Source organism: Pseudomonas sp. PS02303, assembly GCF_029959925.1.
In the GTDB taxonomy this organism is placed as follows: domain Bacteria; phylum Pseudomonadota; class Gammaproteobacteria; order Pseudomonadales; family Pseudomonadaceae; genus Aquipseudomonas; species Aquipseudomonas mandelii.
In genome coordinates, this window is sequence record NZ_JASCOM010000013.1 from 1 (window position 1) to 17,727 (window position 17,727).

Here is a 17,727-nt window from a genome sequence, read left to right on the forward strand (position 1 = left end):
GTCGACATCAATGTTGGATGTCACTCCGCGATCGCGAGCAGGCTCACTCCTACAGTTGGATGGTGTGGATCATACGAGCAGGTTATGCGTCGTTGATCAGGCGCTTCTGGAAAAAGAAGCGCTTATGCCCCGGCGGGTAGTCGACAATCTGCCCCACCTCGCTGTAGCCCAGCTTCTTGTAGAACTCAGGCGCCTGGAAGTCGAAGGTGTCGAGCCAGACCCCGATGCATTCCTTCTCCCGCGCCACGTCTTCGGCCATCCGCATCAACTTCGAGCCTATGCCTTGTCCCCGACCCTGTTCCGGTACCGATAGCAACTCGATGTACAACCACTTATAAAAAACCCGACCATACAGACCGCCAAGAATCTCGTCATGCTCGTCGCGAATCAGCAGGGCAATGGGCTCCTGCTTCGAAACGCCTGCCTTTGAAGCGTTATAGGCGCGCAACGGCAGCAGGATCGCCTGCTCCTCGGCTTCGGTGGGGTTTTGCGACTGTTCGATACGCAGTTCCATCAGCTCAATCCTTATGGCCATGAGGGGCAACAGCCGCAAGCCTAACGCGACCCCCTGCGGTTGTTCCAGCCCCTTGAGTGGAACCCTCGCTCGCGCCCGGATGTCTAGCCTGAAGAGCGTCCTTCCGGAACGCGGCCAATGAGGATCACCCGTGAATATTTTTGAAGCCCTGCGTGAAAGTCACGACCGCCAGCGCACCTATGCCAAAGCGCTCATCAAGACCAGCGGCGACACCGCGGAGCGGGTCGAGGCTTACAAGCAGCTCAAGTCTGAACTCCAGGCCCACGAAACCGCCGAAGAGCGCCATTTCTACATCCCGCTGATGGCGTTCGACAATGGCGTCGATCTCAGCCGCCACGCCATCTCCGAACACCATGAGATGGACGAAATGATGGAAGAGCTGGATGAGACACAAATGTCCAGCCCGGCCTGGCTGGCGACCGCCAAGAAGCTGTCCGAGAAGGTTCATCATCACTTGGAAGAGGAAGAGCAAAAGTTCTTCCAGATGGCCGGCAAGCTGCTCGACGACAAGCAGAAAGAGGCCTTGGCCGGCCAATACGAAAAGGAATACAAGGCACAGCTTCCCTAGTCGGTACGATGCCCCGATTGCTACCTGATGATGTAATCCTTTTGCTACACAGGACGTAGGACTTGGATCAGGGTACTGGTTTTATATCCAGTATTTGCGAGTGATCTGCGAAGGCAGGTTCATTCGGGGCTCAAATGGGCTGATGGACAAAAAAAACAGCTCCGTTAGGTTGGAGGCCTCTCCTCAGGAAGGAGAGTTCTCAAAATCAACGGAGTGAAAATATGAACCAACCACAGACTCAACCTCAACTTCGACACGGTCGTGTAACATCCCCCTCCAGCCGCGGTGCGGTCGCCGTAGAGCTGGGGTTGCTGAGTAGCTGGCAAGTCAACGAAATGGAAGGCGGCAAAAACTTCCCTTCGCTGACGGCGGGGCCCTTCGCGGCGCCGTATCAAACCGACAGCGACAGTGTCACGCCACCTGCCGACCGCTACATCCTCAGCGGTGGCAAGACGGATGCCCGAGACTGCATCAACTTCACCAACAAGGAAATGAGCCTCAAGCTCGGCCGCCCCTTCACCTGGCCTTTGTTGAACGTCGATCCGGGCCAGACCTTCAAGGTCACCTGGGAATACACCGCGCCCCATGTCACCCGTGGCTACAGCTGGTTCATCACCAAGGATGGCTGGAGCCCGGAACAGCGCATCGGCCGTGCGCAATTGGAGCCGACATCGTTCTTCGACGACTTCTACACCCAGGTCCCGTACTACAGCCATTCCGCCGAGATGAAGGCCAAGGTCAACCACGAAGTGAAATTGCCGGGCAACAAGAAAGGCCATCACGTGATCGTGCTGATGTGGATTGTGGCCAACACCGGCAACGCCTTCTACCAAGCATTCGACGTGGACTTCAAGTAAGCCCGCAGCGTTAATCCCCCCACACGTTCTGAAGGAATAGAACATGTCTACTTTCGACTTTACGCTACTGAAATCGCCACTCGCCGACGCCGCTTCGTTGATGCCGAGTATTGCCGGCAAAAAGATCCTCATGGGCTTCTGGCACAACTGGCCCGCCGGGCCGAGCGACGGTTATCAGCGTGGCCAGTTCGCCAACATCGCGCTGCAGGATGTGCCCAAGGATTACAACGTGGTGGCCGTGGCCTTCATGAAGGGCAACGGCATCCCGACCTTCAAGCCGTACAACTTGTCCGACGCCGAGTTCCGTCGCCAGGTCGGCGTGCTGAACAGTCAGGGCAGGGCGGTGCTGATTTCCCTCGGCGGCGCCGACGCGCACATCGAGTTGCACAAAGGTAACGAACAGCCGCTGGCCAACGAAATCATCCGTCTGGTGGAAACCTACGGCTTCGATGGGCTGGACATCGATCTTGAACAGAGCGCGATTGATTTCGCCGACAACAAGAGCGTCCTGCCTGCCGCGCTGAAGCTGGTCAAGGACCATTACGCCGGTGAAGGCAAACACTTCATCATCAGCATGGCGCCGGAGTTCCCGTACCTGACCACTGCCGGTAAGTACGTCGGTTATCTCCAGGCCCTGGAAGGCTATTACGACTTCATCGCCCCGCAGTATTACAACCAGGGCGGCGACGGAATCTGGGTGCCGGAAGCCAATAACGGCAATGGCGCGTGGATTGCGCAGAACAACGACGCGATGAAAGAGGACTTCCTGTTTTACCTGACCGAAAGCCTGGTGAGCGGCACTCGCGGGTTCACGAAGATCCCGGCGGACAAATTCGTGATCGGCCTGCCTGCCAACGTCGACGCGGCGGCCACCGGTTACGTAATCAATCCGGCGGCAGTGGTGAATGCCTTCAAGCGTCTCGACGCCAAAGGACTTTCTATCAAGGGCCTGATGACCTGGTCGGTGAATTGGGACAACGGGGTCAATAGGGACCGCGTGCCTTACAACTGGGAGTTCAGCCGTCGTTACGGGCCGTTGATCAATGGCAAGCAGCTCTCTTCACAGGAAGACAGCGCGATACCTGACGTCGCCAGCCAGCAGTAAAAAGAAGCCCGGCAGAGATGCCGGGCTTTTTGGTTTTCGCCTACCATGGGGACCTTCTGACGAAAAAAGGATGCGTTGTGATGGCGAACACAGCCGAGCGGGTCAACATCATCGAGTCCCAGGTGTTGTCCCACGACTGGTACTTGCTGAAGAAAATCACCTTCGACTATCTGCGTAACAACGGCGACTGGCAGCGCCAGACCCGCGAGGTGTACGACCGTGGCAATGGCGTGGCGATTCTGTTGTTCAACCGCGAGAAAAGAACCGTCATCCTGACGCGTCAGTTTCGGTTACCGGTGTTTGTCAACGGCCACGATGGTTTGCTGATTGAAGTGGCGGCGGGGCTGCTCGAAGGCGCGGCACCTGAAGAACGCATCCGCGCCGAAGCCGAAGAGGAAACCGGTTATCGCGTGCACCATGTGCAAAAGGTGTTCGAGGCCTACATGAGCCCAGGCTCGGTCACCGAAAAACTGCACTTTTTCATCGCCGAATATGACGCAGCGTCGAAAGTCAGCGAGGGTGGCGGGCTGGAAGAAGAAACCGAAGAACTGGAAGTGCTGGAGTGGACATTCGACGAGGCGCTCGAGGCGTTTTATCGCGGGGAGATCTGCGATGCGAAGACCATCATGCTGCTGCAGTATGCGGCGATGAAAAATATCTTCACCGCTACCTGAGTCCCGAGATCTGAACCCTTAACCCTGTGGCGAGCGAGCTTGCTCGCGCTGGGCTGCGAAGCGGCCCCAAAATACTGGCTTAGTCGGAGATTTTTGCCAGTGCTGCGCACTGGAGCGGGAGCAAGCTCCCTCGCCACAGAGATCGGGGGGCAGTCGGCTTAAAACAGCTCACCCGTCCGGCTAGCCCCGGACCACTCGCAACCTTCCAGCGTCAACAACCGTTCCTTTGCCTCAAGTCCGCCGGCAAACCCCGTTAACTTCCCCGACGCCCCAATCACCCGATGGCACGGCGCAACAATCGAAATCGGGTTCTTGCCATTCGCCGCGCCCACCGCCCGGACTGCGCTTGGATTGCCGATCTGCTCGGCGATCTCGCTGTAACTGCGCGTCTCCCCAAACGGAATGGTCAGCAGCGCCTGCCACACCTTCTTCTGAAAGTCCGTCCCGGCAAAATCCAGTTCCAGATCGAAGCTATTGCGCGTGCCGGAAAAGTATTCCTGCAACTGCTGAACGGCGCGTAGGAGGATCGGGTTATCCGGTGTCTGGCTCATCGGGCCAAGCCGAACCCGGTTCGGCTTGTCGTTTTCCCAGAGGATGGCGGCCAGTCTTGAATCTTTCGCAACCAGTTTCAGCTCGCCGACCGGGGACGCCAGGGTGGTGAAGGTGTAAGTCATGCCGGCGAACTCCTCAGAAGGGCTGAACAGCGGCCAAGCATACTGCCTCGGCGAGGAGGCGCAAAACGCAATCCCGGCCATACTTGCGTCTGCTTTGAAGCGTTTTCTCCGTTTTTAAACAGAGCCTAAAAACAAAAAGAGACCGACTCATGAAGTTCGAACCTTTTGCCAAATCGCTGATTGCGACCTCATTGGCGCTCAGTTGCCTCAGTGCTTACGCAGCCTCCGTGGCCCCGGTCGCGGCCGAAAACGGCATGGTTGTCACGGCCCAGCACCTGGCCTCCCATGTAGGCGTCGATGTGCTCAAGAACGGTGGCAACGCCGTCGATGCCGCTGTCGCCGTGGGTTATGCGCTGGCGGTGGTTTATCCCGCTGCGGGTAACCTGGGGGGCGGTGGATTCATGACCGTTCAACTGGCGGACGGGCGCAAGACCTTCCTCGATTTCCGCGAAAAAGCGCCGCTGGCCGCGACAGCAGACATGTACCTCGACAAAGAGGGCAACGTCGTGCCGGACCTGAGCACCCGAGGTCACTTGGCCGTTGGCGTGCCCGGCACCGTGTCCGGAATGGAGCTGGCGCTGAAGAAATACGGGACCAAACCGCGCAAGGAAGTAATCGCCCCGGCGATCAAACTTGCCGAAGACGGTTTTGTGCTGGAGCAGGGCGATGTCGAATTGCTGGAGTACGCCACCGACGTGTTCAAGAAGGACATCAAGGATTCCGGCGCGATCTTCCTGAGTAATGGCGAGCCGATGCAGGTCGGGCAAAAACTGGTGCAGAAGGATCTGGCCAAAACCCTGCGGGAAATTTCCGAGAAGGGCGAAGACGGTTTCTACAAAGGTTGGGTGGCCGACGCCATTGTCACCTCCAGCCAGGCCAATAAGGGCATCATCACCCAGGCCGACCTCGACAAATACAAGACCCGCGAACTGGCGCCGATCGAGTGTGACTACCGCGGTTATCACGTGGTGTCGGCACCGCCGCCCAGCTCCGGTGGTGTGGTGATCTGCGAGATCATGAACATTCTCGAAGGCTACCCGATGAAGGATCTGGGCTACCACTCGGCCCAGGGCATGCATTACCAGATCGAAGCGATGCGCCATGCCTATGTGGACCGCAATAGCTACCTCGGCGACCCGGACTTTGTTAAAAACCCGATCGAGCATCTGCTGGACAAGAACTACGCGACCAAAATCCGCGCGGCGATCAATCCGCAAAAAGCCGGCGTGTCCCGCGAGCTCAAACCCGGTGTAGCGCCCCATGAAGGCAGCAACACCACGCATTACTCCATCGTCGATAAATGGGGCAACGCGGTGTCAGTGACCTACACCCTCAACGACTGGTTCGGTGCCGGTGTGATGGCCAGCAAAACCGGGGTCATCCTCAACGACGAAATGGACGACTTCACCTCGAAAATCGGCGTGCCCAACATGTACGGCCTGGTGCAAGGCGAAGCCAACGCCATTGCGCCCGGCAAGGCACCGCTGTCGTCCATGAGCCCGACCATCGTCACCAAGGACGGCAAAGTGGTCATGGTTGTCGGCACCCCCGGCGGCAGTCGCATCATCACCGCCACCTTGCTGACCATGCTCAACGTGATCGACTACGGCATGAACATCCAGGAAGCGGTCGATGCGCCCCGGTTCCACCAGCAATGGCTGCCGGAAGAGACCAACCTGGAGACCTTCACCACCAGTCCGGACACGGTGAAGATGCTTGAGGGCTGGGGCCACAAGTTTGCCGGGCCGCAGGATGCCAACCATTTGGCGGCGATCCTGGTGGGCGCGCCTTCGCTGGAAGGCAAACCGGTGGGCAAGAACCGCTTCTATGGGGCCAACGACCCGCGCAGGAATACGGGGTTGTCGCTCGGCTACTAAGGCGTAAGTCCATGGCCACCCTCAAGCTGCGAGGGTGGCCCGACCGACAAGGTTATTCGTCGGGCTTGGTGACGAGGTTATCCGCCTCGTCCACCTGATACGGCACATGCGCTTCCACGCCATCCTTGCCGGTATGCGCCACGACATTCTTGAATCGCTTGCCGTTCCAGCATCGGAAAATCAACGTCGCATTCTCGCCTCCGGTCAACGTTGAACCCAGGCTGCCAATCAGCTTGCTGCGGGCGCCGCCCACCAGGATGCTGTTTTTGCCCGCCGTCAAAACGCTTTTATCGCCGCCCATCAACGTACAGTCATCGCCCGCCGTCAGCTTGCTGCGATCACCGGCCGTGAGGTGGCTATTGCTGCCCGCCAACAGCTTGCTGCGGTCGCCGGCGATTTGGGTGCTGTCCTTGCCGGCGATCAATTTGCTGCGATCACCCGCCGTCTGGACGCTGCCGGCGCCCGCGATGAGGGTGCTGCGATAACCCGCGGTCTGTGAGCTGTCCTTGCCGGCAATCAACATGCTTTTGTGCCCGGCAATTTGCGTGCTGTCGGGACCGGCGATCAATGAGCTTTGATAACTGGCGATCTGGTTGCTGCCGTATCCGGCGGTCAGGGTGCTGTGCATGCCGGAGGTCAGGCTGCTGCCATAACCGGCGGTCAATACACTGCGCAATCCGCTGATCAATGTGCTGCCGTATCCGGCCGTGAGGAAGCTGCGGATGCCGCTGGTCAGGCTACTGCCATAGCCGGCGATCAAGGAGCTGTCCTGACCCGCGGTTTCGGTGCTGCCATAACCGGCGGTAAGGGAGCTGCTGTCCTGAGCGGTGAGGGTGCTGCCGTAACCCGCCGTCAGCGTGCTGTCGTAACCGGCGGTTTGCGTGCTGCCGTAACCGGCGATCAACGAACTTTCGTAGCCGGCGGTTTCGGTGCTGCCATAACCCGCGGTGAGGGAGCTGTTGTCCTGAGCGGTGAGGGTACTGCCATAACCTGCCGTCAGCGTGCTCTCGTAGCCAGCGGTTTGCGTGCTGCCGTATCCGGCGATCAGCGAGCTGTTGCTGCCGGCGGTTCCGGTACTGCCGTAGCCGGCGGTGAGAACACTGCTTTCCCGTGCGGTTTGCGTACTGCCATAACCAGCGGTCAGAGTGCTTTTGTAACCCGCCGTCTGGGTGCTGCCGTAGCCGGCCGTGAGTGAACTGTTTTCCCGAGCGGTGAGGGTGCTGCCGTAACCTGCCGTCAGCGTGCTGTCGTGGCCGGCGGTTTGCGTGCTGCCGTAGCCGGCGATCAGCGAACTCTCATGCCCGGCGGTTTCCGTGGTCCCGTAACCGGCCGTGAGAGAACTGCCGTCCTGCGCGGTGAGGGTGCTGCCATAGCCGGCGGTCAGACTGCTGTCATAACCGGCGGTCTGAGTGCTGCCGTAGCCAGCGATAAGCGAACTGTCGCCGCCGGCGGTTTCCGTACTGCCGTAACCGGCGGTAAGGGAGCTGCTTTCCTGAGCGGTGAGGGTGCTGCCGTAACCCGCCGTCAGACTGCTTTCATAGCCTGCGGTCTGGGTCGTGCCATAACCGGCGATCAGGGAACTGGCGTACCCGGCGGTTCCGGTGCTGCCGTAGCCTGCCGTCAGGGAACTGCTTTCCTGGGCGGTCTGAGTGCTGCCGTAGCCGGCGGTCAGCGTGCTCTCATAACCGGCCGTTTGCGTACTGTCGTATCCGGCGATCAGCGAACTGTCGTGCCCGGCCGTTGCAGTGCTGCCATAGCCTGCGGTGAGCGAACTGCTTTCCTGCGCGGTCTGGGTGGTGCCATACCCGGCGGTCAGGGTGCTTTCGTGGCCGGCTGTTTGTGTACTGCCGTAACCGGCAATCAACGTACTGTCCGATCCCGCCGTGGCGGTGCTGCCGTACCCGGCCGTGAGGGAACTGTTTTCCTGAGCGGTTTGGGTGCTGCCATACCCGGCGGTCAGGGTGCTTTCGTGGCCGGCTGTTTGGGTGCTGCCGTAACCGGCGATCAAGGAGCTTTCCGGCCCCGCTGTGCCGGTGCTGCCATAGCCAGCGGTGAGGGCGCTGCTGTCTTGGGCGGTTTGGGTGGTGCCGTAACCCGCGGTCAACGTACTGTCCTGTCCCGCCGTTTGCGTGCTGCCGTAACCGGCAATCAAGGCGCTATCCGATCCGGCTGTTTCGGTGCTGCCGTAGCCGGCGGTGAGGGCGCTGCCCTCTTGGGCGGTTTGAGTGCTGCCATAGCCTGCGGTCAGCGAGCTGTCGCTTCCCGCCGTTTCGGTACTGCCGTAACCGGCGGTGAGGGTGCTGCCGTCCTGGGCGGTCTGGCTGCTGCCGTAATCGGCGGTCAGCGTGCTTTTCTGCCCGGCGATCTGGGTGCTGCCGTACCCGGCGATCAGCGAGCTGTCATCGCCAGCCATTTCCGTACTGCCATACCCGGCGGTCAATGAGCTGCTGTCGGCGGCCGTCAGGGTGCTGCCGTAACCGGCAATCAATGAGCTCTGACCGCCGGCTGTTTCCGTACTGCCGTAACCCGCCAGCAGATAACTTTGATGCCCACCCGTGAGCGTACTGCCGTACACAGCAGTTTCGAAAGTTTGCGAGGCGTCGGTTTTAGCGCCGATGCCGGAAGGACTGTAACCCTGTGCTCGCCGACTTTCGAATTCGCGACTGGAGGTTTTATTTGGTGATTCAAGTGGGGTGTCGATTAAAGGGATGTTTGCTGATTGATAGTGTTCAATGTGCGCTGCAATGTAATTGATCGAACTGTCTTGAGTGCCCGTGTGAACAACTTCCGCCTCCGGGAACTTGATCATGCCGTCTTCATCAAGTTTTATAATCTGATCAATATGAACTTCGCACACAACCCATTTGGCATCGGCTCGCAAACTCAGTTGAGTAGAGGAACCTTCTCCCCACAATAAGCCGACCAGGCCGTTCTCGAGTTTCTTGCTGGGCTTCCAGTGTTTGCATACCACCAGGCCGGCGTCCGGCCAGACTTGGCCGGCATGGTCCGACATGTCGTTGGCGCAAGTGCGCAAGACAAGGACTTTGTTGTCACTCATATCATATGTGCTCAATGAATATAACGGCATCAGCGGGAATCAGGATTGTAAGTACCCATAGCGTTCAAATAGAACGGTCAGGTATTACTTACACGTCACTGGCTGAAATTCATTAAGAGCCAGCGGCAAAGCCGCAGTCCTGTCATTAAACAGGTCGCAGTCCCTGGCGAAACTTCTCGATATCGAAGATTCACCCTAAAGCAATGACTCGGGTATGACCACACTTATTGTGCTTTGGAAGTGTTTAATGTTGTTCGTTATAAGAGATAAAGTAATACCGTAATAGTTGATGTGGTTTAATGAATTTTCAATTCAGCTTAGCGGTGTTGGGGCGGGCTGTGTCCAACTGGATAAATTCGCGGACAGGCAGCGATTTCAAGCTATTCCATCGTAGGTGTTTTACGGCATTATCGACGGTACGCACTCTTCGCTCGGCCCCAGGGAGCAGGTGGCGTACCCCTTAATCTGAAGGACTACTTTAAGGCCTGAGCCCATGACCACTGCATTGCTGATCATCGACGTCCAGCACGCCTTGTGCACTGGCGAGTACGAATGTTTTGAGATCAAACGCGTCATCGAGAATATAAACGGCCTGAGTGCCAAGGCCAGGGAGGCAGGGATTCCGGTCATCCTCATCCAGCACGAAGAAAAGGGCGACCAGCTGCAACATGGTTCTGAAGGCTGGCAACTGGCCGAAAGCCTGAAGACTTCACCGCAAGACCTTCGGGTGCGAAAAACCAACCGAGACTCGTTCTACCAGACCCACTTACAAGCCCTACTGCAAGATTTTGGCTCCGACCGCCTGATCATCTGCGGGCTGCAAACCGACTATTGCGTTAACGCCACCGTCCGCCAGGCCCTGAACCTGAGCTATGACGTGGTGCTCGCCGCCGACGCGCATTCCACCGTCGACAACGGCAACCTCGCCGCCGAAGACATCATCGCCCAGCACAACGCGGAGTTGGCGCACTTGACGGGGCCCGTTGCACGGATCGACGTCATCCCGGCCAGCGAGATAGCGATTAAGAACTGAAAATATCGATTAGCTCATTCAGGAACGCACTCACCAGATCCCGCTGCCGCGCCGAATGCCGAACCGCCGCATGAAACCCCACCTCATAACGCAGCAGCTCGGGATTCAGCGGATGCAACTGCCCCAGCTGCTCATGCTTCGCCGCATAGTGCTGCGGCAAAAAGCCCAAATGCTGGCCCGACAGAATGAGCAGTGCCGCGCCGTCCATGCTGTCGGTGAGCACGGTCAGGCGTTCGATCGAGGTGGGTGCAGGCATTTCCGGCAAGGGGTGACTGGGCCATACCCAGTCGTAATCGCGGACGTCATCCCGGGTCAGATCCCCTACGTGCTCAAATAGCGGGTGAGCCGGGGCGCAGTAGGCGATCTGGGTTTCCTGGAACAAGGGGAAGTAATCGATGTTGGGCAAGCGGTGCCAGAAGTAACCGATCGCCAGATCGATATGGCTATTGATGATTTTCTCTTCCAGCAGCGACGAAGACAGTTCCGTGAAGTGGAAATACAGGCCTTCATGACGAGCCCTTAAACGCGCGATGGCCAGGGCGATTTTCTTGTTGGCAACAGGATCGATCTGACCGAGCAAACCGATATTGATGTTGCCCGACATTTTGCGATTGATGTGCTGGACCTCAACCCGGAAACCTTCGGCTGCCGCCAGCAATCGGCGGGCCGCTTCGACAAACTGACCGCCCTTGGGCGTCACCGAAAATCCGCCGCGACCGCGCTCGCACAGTCGAAATCCCACCCGCGCTTCCAGCGTCGCCAATTGCGCACTGATGGTCGGTTGAGTGGTGTTGAGCGCAGTTTGCGCGGCCGAGATGCCGCCCGCTTCAACGACGGTCAGAAAGACCCGGATCAAACGCAGATCCAGTTCCGATACAGTGCCCAGCATGGGTGTCCCTCAATGTTCATTCACATAGACGCGGATCTATGTAAACAGTGTGCCTGCGATATTTTATAGCCCTGACCCAGGCCCTACATTGCAATGAAACCGGCGCTTTGCCCATAAAAACAACAATCAACTGCATAGGAACAATCGTATGTCAGGGTCTCCTCATTCTGCGCACGCCCTCGAGGCGAGTGGCGGGTTGGCCATCGAAGGCCACTCGATCGATTACATTCCGGAAAACGAACGTCACGCCAAGCTCAGCAGCCAGGGCCCTTTCTGGTTTTTAGGCAACTTCCACTTCTTCACCATCTCCATCGGTTTTGTCGGCCCAAGCCTTGGCTTGTCGGCGCTGTGGACGATGCTGGCCGGTGCGCTCGGGATCATGTTCGGCACCATCTTCATGGCTTTTCACGGCTCGCAAGGTCCCGAAATGGGCCTCCCGCAAATGATCCAGTCCCGTGCCCAGTTCGGGTATCGCGGAGTGATCCTGGCCTTGATGGCGACGATGTTTGTGTTCGTCGGCTTCAACGTGGTGAACATCTCGCTGATCATGAACGGCCTTGAACACGTCTTCGGCATCGACCCGACCATTGTCGCCATCGTCGTGGTGCTGATCGGCGCGCTGCTGTCGATCTACGGCCACGACCTGATGCACAAAGCCTTCAAATGGGCGTTGCTGGCGACCTTGCCGCTGTATGCGCTAGTCACCATCGCCCTGATGTTCGGTGCAGGCCAGGAAGGCGTCGCCCCGGCGACCGACCTGGGCTTCAGCTGGGTTGCGTTCGCCACGCTGTTTGCCATCGGCGCGAGCTACAACATTTCCTACGCGCCCTATGTCTCCGACTATTCCCGTTACCTGCCGAAAAACACCAGTCGGCCAAAACTGATCGCCGCCGTGTTCATCGGCGCATCGTTGTCGGGGAGCTGGATGATCGGCCTCGGCGCCTGGCTCGCGCAGCAGTTGAAAGCGGCGGATGCGCTGGTGGCGCTTAACCAGGTCGGATCGTCGATGATCCCGGGCCTGGGCAACGTGTTGGTCATCGTCTCCGTGGCAGGCTTCCTGCCGATCATCGCGCTCAACACCTACAGCGCGATGCTGACGTTATTGACCGGCGTCGACTCGATCAAAAAAATCACGCCAACCCCTCGCGCCCGGGTCATGTCGATCTCCGCGATCAGCGTCATCCTGTTGACCTGCGTGCTGTCGATCAAGGGCGATGGCATCGCGCTGTTGAACACCTTCCTCGTGCTGCTGTTGTACTTTCTCGTGCCCTGGACCGCGGTCAATCTGGTCGACTACTTCTTCGTGCGCAAAGGCCGCTACGCGATCCCGCATTTCTTCACACCGAAGGGCATCTACGGCGCCTGGCAATTCCGAGGGATCGTCTCGTACCTGATCGGATTTGCCGCGATGGTGCCGTTCTTCTACATCTTCGATGCCGCCGCCGGCAAAGAAGTGTTCGTCGGCCCGCTGGCGCGCATGCTCGAAGGGGTGGACATCGCCTGGCTGGTCGGCCTGGTGGTTTCGGGCCTGGCGTATTACCTGCTCAGCCGTTCGATCGACCTTGAATACGAACGCCGAATCATCGACTCGATCACCGAGAGCGACATTGTTGCCATGGCTCATCAGCCAGTGGAGGAGGGACGTTGAACAGCGTGAAAAATACCGTGGTCGCCTGCTGCCAAGTGGCACCGAAAATAGGCGACCTCGCTTACAACCGGACACTGACAGAACGAGCGATTCGCTCGGCGGCGTTGCAAGGCGCCCAAGTGGTGGTGCTGCCCGAACTGGTGCAGAGCGGCTACCTGTTTGCTGACCGCGACGAAGCGTTGTCCCTGTCTGAAACAACCGACGGACCAACCCTGCGCCTGTGGACGGCGTTGGCGAAAGAATTGAACGTCGTTGTAGTGGCCGGATTCTGCGAACGACTGCAAGGCGATGCACTGGCCAACAGCGCGGCGATGATCGACCCCCAAGGCCTGCGCGCCGTGTATCGCAAGGCACACCTGTGGGACGCGGAAAGCGAAATCTTCAGACCCGGCAACGAAGCGCCGCCGGTGGTCGAAACGGTCCATGGACGGATCGGCATGCTGATTTGCTACGACCTGGAGTTTCCGGAATGGGTGCGACTGCCGGCGCTGGCGGGTGCAGAATTGCTCTGCGCTCCCGTCAATTGGCCCGATGGACCGAGGCCACCAACCGAGCGCCCGGCCGAGGTGGTGCGGGTTCAGGCCAATGCGTCGGTGAACCGGATGTTTATTGCCGCGTGTGATCGGCATGGGCATGAACGCGGGGTTGGATGGGTGCAAGGTTCGGTGATTGTCGATGCTGATGGTTATCCGTTGGCGGGGCCGGCGGAGCAGGGGGGAGAGCAGATTTTGCTGGCCACACTTAACCTCGCTGAGGCGCGGAATAAGCGGATTAGTGCGCGTAATGATTTGCATCGGGATCGGCGGTTGGGGTTGTATGGAGGCGGCGAGGAGTGAAGCGGTAGGCTGTGCCTATTGGCTATCCGCCCATACTGCTTCTGGCCGATTTTCTGCCTGGTACGAAGGACAGCAATCGGCCAGACGTTCAAACATAGACCGGGGATGTCTACCAGAGCGGAACAGTTCAAGCAGTCATTCAGTACATCGACAAAAGTAGGGGCGATTCAGCTGGATGAGTTTGTTTGATTTCAAACCCTTGCCAATGCTAATAGATTGTTTATTGAACATTTCGTAAAAAAGCGTAGCATTGCCGACCATGATACTCGAACAGCTCAAAGCCCTGGCCAATGACACTCGCATGCAAATGAAGATCGTCGCGCTCCTTCAGCAACCTTGGCTGACCAACCGCTGAAATTCCGATGCGCGGCGATCCGTCGATCCAGTTCCTGGGTCAATAACTCAAGCATCCCGTGATGACGTGTCTGCATCGGCAGACTCAAGCTTCGAGCATCGAAATAGAAGCAGTTAATCGGACAGTCAAACTCGACACGACCCCCAAACCATTGGGTGTATTGCTTGTAATACGACGGACGAGAGTGAGTAAATCTTGCCAGGACCGGCTGCACCTGCTGCCCTGTTCCACGCCGCAACTGCGCGATGGACATTGCGCCGTAGTGCTCAATGACATAGCGCGCCAGCTCACTGGGCGCATCGACGCACAGCTCGATGCCAACGCCGTTTTCATCATTGAGCAGTCTCACCGTGTCTGTGTCCGCCGCAAGCCGCGCGTACCGGGCCCAAAGCTTCATGGATGATAAAACGTCGGGGCTGTACAAGCACAGATAGGCCAGGACGTGCCAGTCCTGAGGCGTGAATAGCGTGAACAGTTTCAACCCGATCGCCGGATCGATGCGCGCCGCCTCGCGCCAAAGCTGATCCAGCTCGATCAGGCTGTAATCCCTGTTTTCTCTCAAGGCCTGGCTATCCAGGAAACGCTCCAGCACCTGGCCCAGTTTGCCGCGGTGAAAGCGCTGGGGGGAACGATTGACCTGTTCTCGCTCAATTTTGTCCGTTTCGCGCATAGGGACGGCTTACTCGTTGGCTTCTAATGAAATGGCATTGCCCGCAAGGGCCTTAATCGAGAGTGCCATGAATACAATAATGCTCGCCAACAATCCTTCCGTAATAGTGGCCGGGATATTCCTTGCCTTCATCTTGCTGGAACTTGCGTGTTCTTCGCTCCGACACCCGTTGAGCGGGAGGCGTGACGTACTGATCGAAGTCATAGGCTCCGGGATCCTGGTTGCAATCACGTTCCCCAGTGTCATGTGGCTCAGTGGAAAAATCCTGAGCCTGGCTGTTCCGGAAATGAAAGGCGCCCTGGCCACCATTCCTTGGGTCGCAGGGTTCGTGTTGTTTCTAGTACTGGATGACATGACTCAATACTGGTGGCATCGACTGACACATCGGGTCCCGGCACTTTATGCGCTGCACCGCGCTCATCACTCCGCGCCCTACATGAGTGTCCGCATCGTTTATCGAAACAACAGCTTCTACTACATGCTGATGCCCGGCATCTGGCTGTCCGGCATACTGATCTATCTAGGGCTTGCGCATATTTACTATGTTTATCTGATCCTGAAGATGATCGTCATCTTCGCAGCGCACAGCAGCGTTGCGTGGGATGACAAACTGTATGGCATCCGTGTGTTGCGTCCTATTGTCTGGGTTCTGGAGCGAACGATCTCCACCCCCTCCACTCATTCAGCCCATCACGGCTTGACTGCCGAGGATGGTGTCACGCATTACAAGGGCAACTTCGGCAACCTGTTGTTCTTCTGGGACATCCTGTTCGGAACAGCCAAAATTACCCGCCGGCGTCCGCTCTTATACGGCATCGAACACTTGTCACCGATCAGCTGGAAAGAAGAGTTGTTCTGGCCCATCGTGCGTTCACGCCGTGTCACTCCCAAAGCACACAAGGCTAAACAGAAGGTGGCGCAATGAGCCGTCATATCGTTCTGCTGTCTGGATCGAATAGATCAAACAGCCAATCACTCAAAGTCGCAAAATACTTGCGCGACCGATTAGAGCAACTTGGTCTTTGTGATTCAGGCGAACTGCTGAACTTGGCTTCCAGTCGGCTACCGCTGTGGCCAGAAGAAGACATTGATGGAGTCTGGAATGTCCAGCAAACCATCCTCAAAAAAGCTACCGCACTGATCGTGATCAGCCCGGAGTGGAATGGCATGGCTTGCCCGGCGCTGAAAAATTTCTTTTTGTACGCAGGACTCGGTGAACTTGGACACAAGCCAGCGCTCCTGGTGGGGGTTTCGGCTGGGCTCGGGGGAGCCTATCCAATTGCTGAATTGCGTGCTTCGAGCTACAAAAACAGCCGGATCATGTATTTGCCTGAACAACTCATCATAAGAAATGTTGAATCGATGATGAATAGCGAAATTCCCTCAGGCGAAAATGATATTCGCATCCGCACACGTATCGACTGGGCTTTGCATTTACTTTGTCAATACGATGACGCCTTACGCACGATACGAACTGCAATCAAACACCCACCTGAGTTTTCTACGGGGATGTAAAACTGTCGCACCTCAACGAATTGAATAAATAAACCTTGCGCTAATGTGTGCATTTCAACCACGTCGATGCAAAAACATTCAATATTGAGCGAGCAGGGTGTTGCATCGACGGGTTGATCTAAGTCAAACGGATACGCGGTTGGCATGGTTAAAAACCACCATCAACGCACCAGCAATTAAGATGCAGCGATTAATTACAAATGCGATTTTTTACAACTCAATCTTAATAGCTCATGACGCTGGAATAACTATTTCGCGACAGACAACCGCCGGCCAATAATTGCCTGCCATGAATGTCCGTTTAGGGCCGTTTTCTACCCGTCGCGAAGGGCAGTTATCGACCCAAAGCTGACCTTCAGATGGGTAAATTTTTGTCACCTCGTGAATGGCATCTTCAAGGACTTCGCGATCCGACCTAAAATTTTTATGCATTTTTCAGAAACAACGAGCGGTGGTTCGTTAATCATGTAAAGCAGGTGTTCGAACGCTACTCCAGCCTCGTTGTGATCGACATAATCCAGAACTATTTCACCACCATTCTCTAAACCTGCCTGAGCTAATGCATGGTCTTCCGGTATAGGGCCGAGCTGGTCGTATGCAATGGACATCAGCGTCGAGATTTCCTCAAGTGCCTCAACGAAATCGGCCCTCAAGTCGTTGTTAAGGTGGCTCATAACAAACATTCCTTCGGTTATGGTGACCTGCGTTCCGTTCCCGTCTGGTCGATTGTTGCCCAAGACCTGGTCTTTGCGCACTGAGCCGATGGACCTGCGTGCCGGTACCGAGACGGCATTGGGCCGGGTGATCGCATTCTTTGGTCGCAAGGAGGCGATCGGCAAGTGAACACAGTATTGGCGCAATTGCTAAAAGCCAACGCTGAATCGGACTTGTGCAGTGTCTGGTTGGCTAGCGTCACCGATGAGTGTAATGCTGCTGTATAAAGTCGTGATCGACTTCGACCAGTCGAGGGTATCTGCTTTCGTCAAGCGTTTCGCGAAGTCGCCTAGAGTAGCTTGCCTGCTCAAAGGCAACTTGGCACCTGGCGCTGTCAAAGAATGACCGGAGATGGGCGAGTGCCTGATCAAATGCAGGGCTTTCAATACGCAGAAATAGACCTGTCAAATCTTGCTGGTCCGTGAGCTCTCGATACAAGTCGATTGCGAAAATACTGCCTCCGTTATTTTGAGCATGATACACATGCACGTCGCCGTAGCCGTTGTAAAGGTGGGCGAAATACAACTCGTGGAGTTCGATAATGTTGACGGGAATTTCAAGGGTGGTAAATACCGCCTGCAGGTCGGCGCTGGGAGCCTTCCGGTCACCTTCCCAGGTTACTAAATCTGACATCGAAACACAGATGTCGAATTCTTTGGCATAGATGGTTTTTTTGGACATTCTCATTCCATCGCTGAGTGTTGGAATTTTAAGGGTGG

General features: G+C 57.1%; 16 protein-coding genes and 1 pseudogene. 10 read left to right on the forward strand and 7 right to left on the reverse strand.

Annotation, left to right across the window (positions count from 1 at the left end; translation table 11 throughout):
- Positions 1-82: 82 nt before the first annotated feature.
- The gene (locus tag QMX98_RS05640; protein WP_077748754.1) at positions 83-514 is read right to left on the reverse strand and encodes a GNAT family N-acetyltransferase; all 432 of its coding nucleotides are present in this window, start codon (positions 512-514) and stop codon (positions 83-85) included.
- 151 nt (positions 515-665) lie between these two features.
- Between QMX98_RS05640 and QMX98_RS05645 the strand changes: the two genes are divergently transcribed.
- The 4 genes and pseudogenes from QMX98_RS05645 (at position 666) to QMX98_RS05660 (ending at position 3,739) form a co-directional block, all read left to right on the forward strand.
- Positions 666-1,103, forward strand: coding sequence for a hemerythrin domain-containing protein (locus tag QMX98_RS05645; RefSeq protein WP_010458944.1), 438 nt, complete (start codon positions 666-668; stop codon positions 1,101-1,103).
- 221 nt (positions 1,104-1,324) lie between these two features.
- Positions 1,325-1,960 (forward strand): lytic polysaccharide monooxygenase auxiliary activity family 9 protein, encoded by a 636-nt coding sequence (locus QMX98_RS05650; protein ID WP_172790610.1) that lies wholly within the window; start codon positions 1,325-1,327, stop codon positions 1,958-1,960.
- A 43-nt stretch (positions 1,961-2,003) separates the two neighbouring features.
- Positions 2,004-3,005: pseudogene (locus tag QMX98_RS05655) on the forward strand (chitinase); the annotation flags it as partial.
- A gap of 140 nt (positions 3,006-3,145) precedes the next feature.
- A complete protein-coding gene (locus tag QMX98_RS05660; protein ID WP_282410418.1) occupies positions 3,146-3,739 on the forward strand; it encodes an NUDIX domain-containing protein in 594 nt (197 codons plus the stop codon).
- 158 nt (positions 3,740-3,897) lie between these two features.
- On the opposite strand, the gene QMX98_RS05665 is transcribed toward QMX98_RS05660, so the two are convergent.
- Positions 3,898-4,413, reverse strand: a complete 516-nt coding sequence (locus QMX98_RS05665) for a methylated-DNA--[protein]-cysteine S-methyltransferase (RefSeq protein ID WP_083377154.1) — start codon at positions 4,411-4,413, stop codon at positions 3,898-3,900.
- Positions 4,414-4,562: 149 nt separating this feature from the next.
- On the opposite strand from QMX98_RS05665, the gene ggt reads away from it, so the two are divergent.
- Positions 4,563-6,290, forward strand: coding sequence for a gamma-glutamyltransferase (gene ggt, locus QMX98_RS05670; RefSeq protein WP_154504132.1), 1,728 nt, complete (start codon positions 4,563-4,565; stop codon positions 6,288-6,290).
- A 52-nt stretch (positions 6,291-6,342) separates the two neighbouring features.
- Here ggt and QMX98_RS05675 read toward each other — a convergent pair whose 3' ends face one another.
- On the reverse strand, positions 6,343-9,348 hold the full coding sequence (locus QMX98_RS05675) for an Ice nucleation protein (RefSeq protein WP_282410419.1): 3,006 nt from the start codon (positions 9,346-9,348) through the stop codon (positions 6,343-6,345).
- 493 nt (positions 9,349-9,841) lie between these two features.
- Between QMX98_RS05675 and QMX98_RS05680 the strand changes: the two genes are divergently transcribed.
- Positions 9,842-10,381: a cysteine hydrolase family protein gene (locus QMX98_RS05680; protein WP_221109028.1), complete on the forward strand. Its 540-nt coding sequence runs from the start codon at positions 9,842-9,844 to the stop codon at positions 10,379-10,381.
- Here QMX98_RS05680 and QMX98_RS05685 read toward each other — a convergent pair.
- On the reverse strand, positions 10,371-11,270 hold the full coding sequence (locus QMX98_RS05685; RefSeq protein WP_282410420.1) for a LysR family transcriptional regulator: 900 nt from the start codon (positions 11,268-11,270) through the stop codon (positions 10,371-10,373). The two genes, QMX98_RS05680 and QMX98_RS05685, sit on opposite strands and share 11 nt — an antisense overlap.
- A gap of 148 nt (positions 11,271-11,418) precedes the next feature.
- Here QMX98_RS05685 and QMX98_RS05690 point away from each other — a divergent pair, with 148 nt between their 5' ends.
- Together QMX98_RS05690 and QMX98_RS05695 are read left to right on the forward strand one after the other, a co-directional pair.
- A complete protein-coding gene (locus QMX98_RS05690; RefSeq protein ID WP_083377150.1) occupies positions 11,419-12,918 on the forward strand; it encodes a cytosine permease in 1,500 nt (499 codons plus the stop codon).
- The gene (locus QMX98_RS05695) at positions 12,915-13,754 is read left to right on the forward strand and encodes a nitrilase family protein (RefSeq protein ID WP_221109032.1); all 840 of its coding nucleotides are present in this window, start codon (positions 12,915-12,917) and stop codon (positions 13,752-13,754) included. The genes QMX98_RS05690 and QMX98_RS05695 overlap by 4 nt, the downstream gene beginning before the upstream one ends.
- A gap of 275 nt (positions 13,755-14,029) precedes the next feature.
- Here QMX98_RS05695 and QMX98_RS05700 read toward each other — a convergent pair whose 3' ends face one another.
- The gene (locus QMX98_RS05700) at positions 14,030-14,779 is read right to left on the reverse strand and encodes an AraC family transcriptional regulator ligand-binding domain-containing protein (protein WP_282410421.1); all 750 of its coding nucleotides are present in this window, start codon (positions 14,777-14,779) and stop codon (positions 14,030-14,032) included.
- Positions 14,780-14,846: 67 nt separating this feature from the next.
- Between QMX98_RS05700 and QMX98_RS05705 the strand changes: the two genes are divergently transcribed.
- Positions 14,847-15,704, forward strand: coding sequence for a sterol desaturase family protein (locus QMX98_RS05705; RefSeq protein ID WP_282410422.1), 858 nt, complete (start codon positions 14,847-14,849; stop codon positions 15,702-15,704).
- Positions 15,701-16,294: an NAD(P)H-dependent oxidoreductase gene (locus QMX98_RS05710; RefSeq protein WP_282410423.1), complete on the forward strand. Its 594-nt coding sequence runs from the start codon at positions 15,701-15,703 to the stop codon at positions 16,292-16,294. Before QMX98_RS05705 ends, QMX98_RS05710 begins: the two co-directional genes overlap by 4 nt.
- A gap of 374 nt (positions 16,295-16,668) precedes the next feature.
- Here QMX98_RS05710 and QMX98_RS05715 read toward each other — a convergent pair whose 3' ends face one another.
- Together QMX98_RS05715 and QMX98_RS05720 are read right to left on the reverse strand one after the other, a co-directional pair.
- Complete coding sequence (locus tag QMX98_RS05715; protein ID WP_010458978.1) at positions 16,669-16,968, reverse strand: hypothetical protein; 300 nt, start codon at positions 16,966-16,968, stop codon at positions 16,669-16,671.
- A 238-nt stretch (positions 16,969-17,206) separates the two neighbouring features.
- Complete coding sequence (locus QMX98_RS05720; RefSeq protein WP_010458980.1) at positions 17,207-17,689, reverse strand: hypothetical protein; 483 nt, start codon at positions 17,687-17,689, stop codon at positions 17,207-17,209.
- Positions 17,690-17,727: the final 38 nt, after the last annotated feature.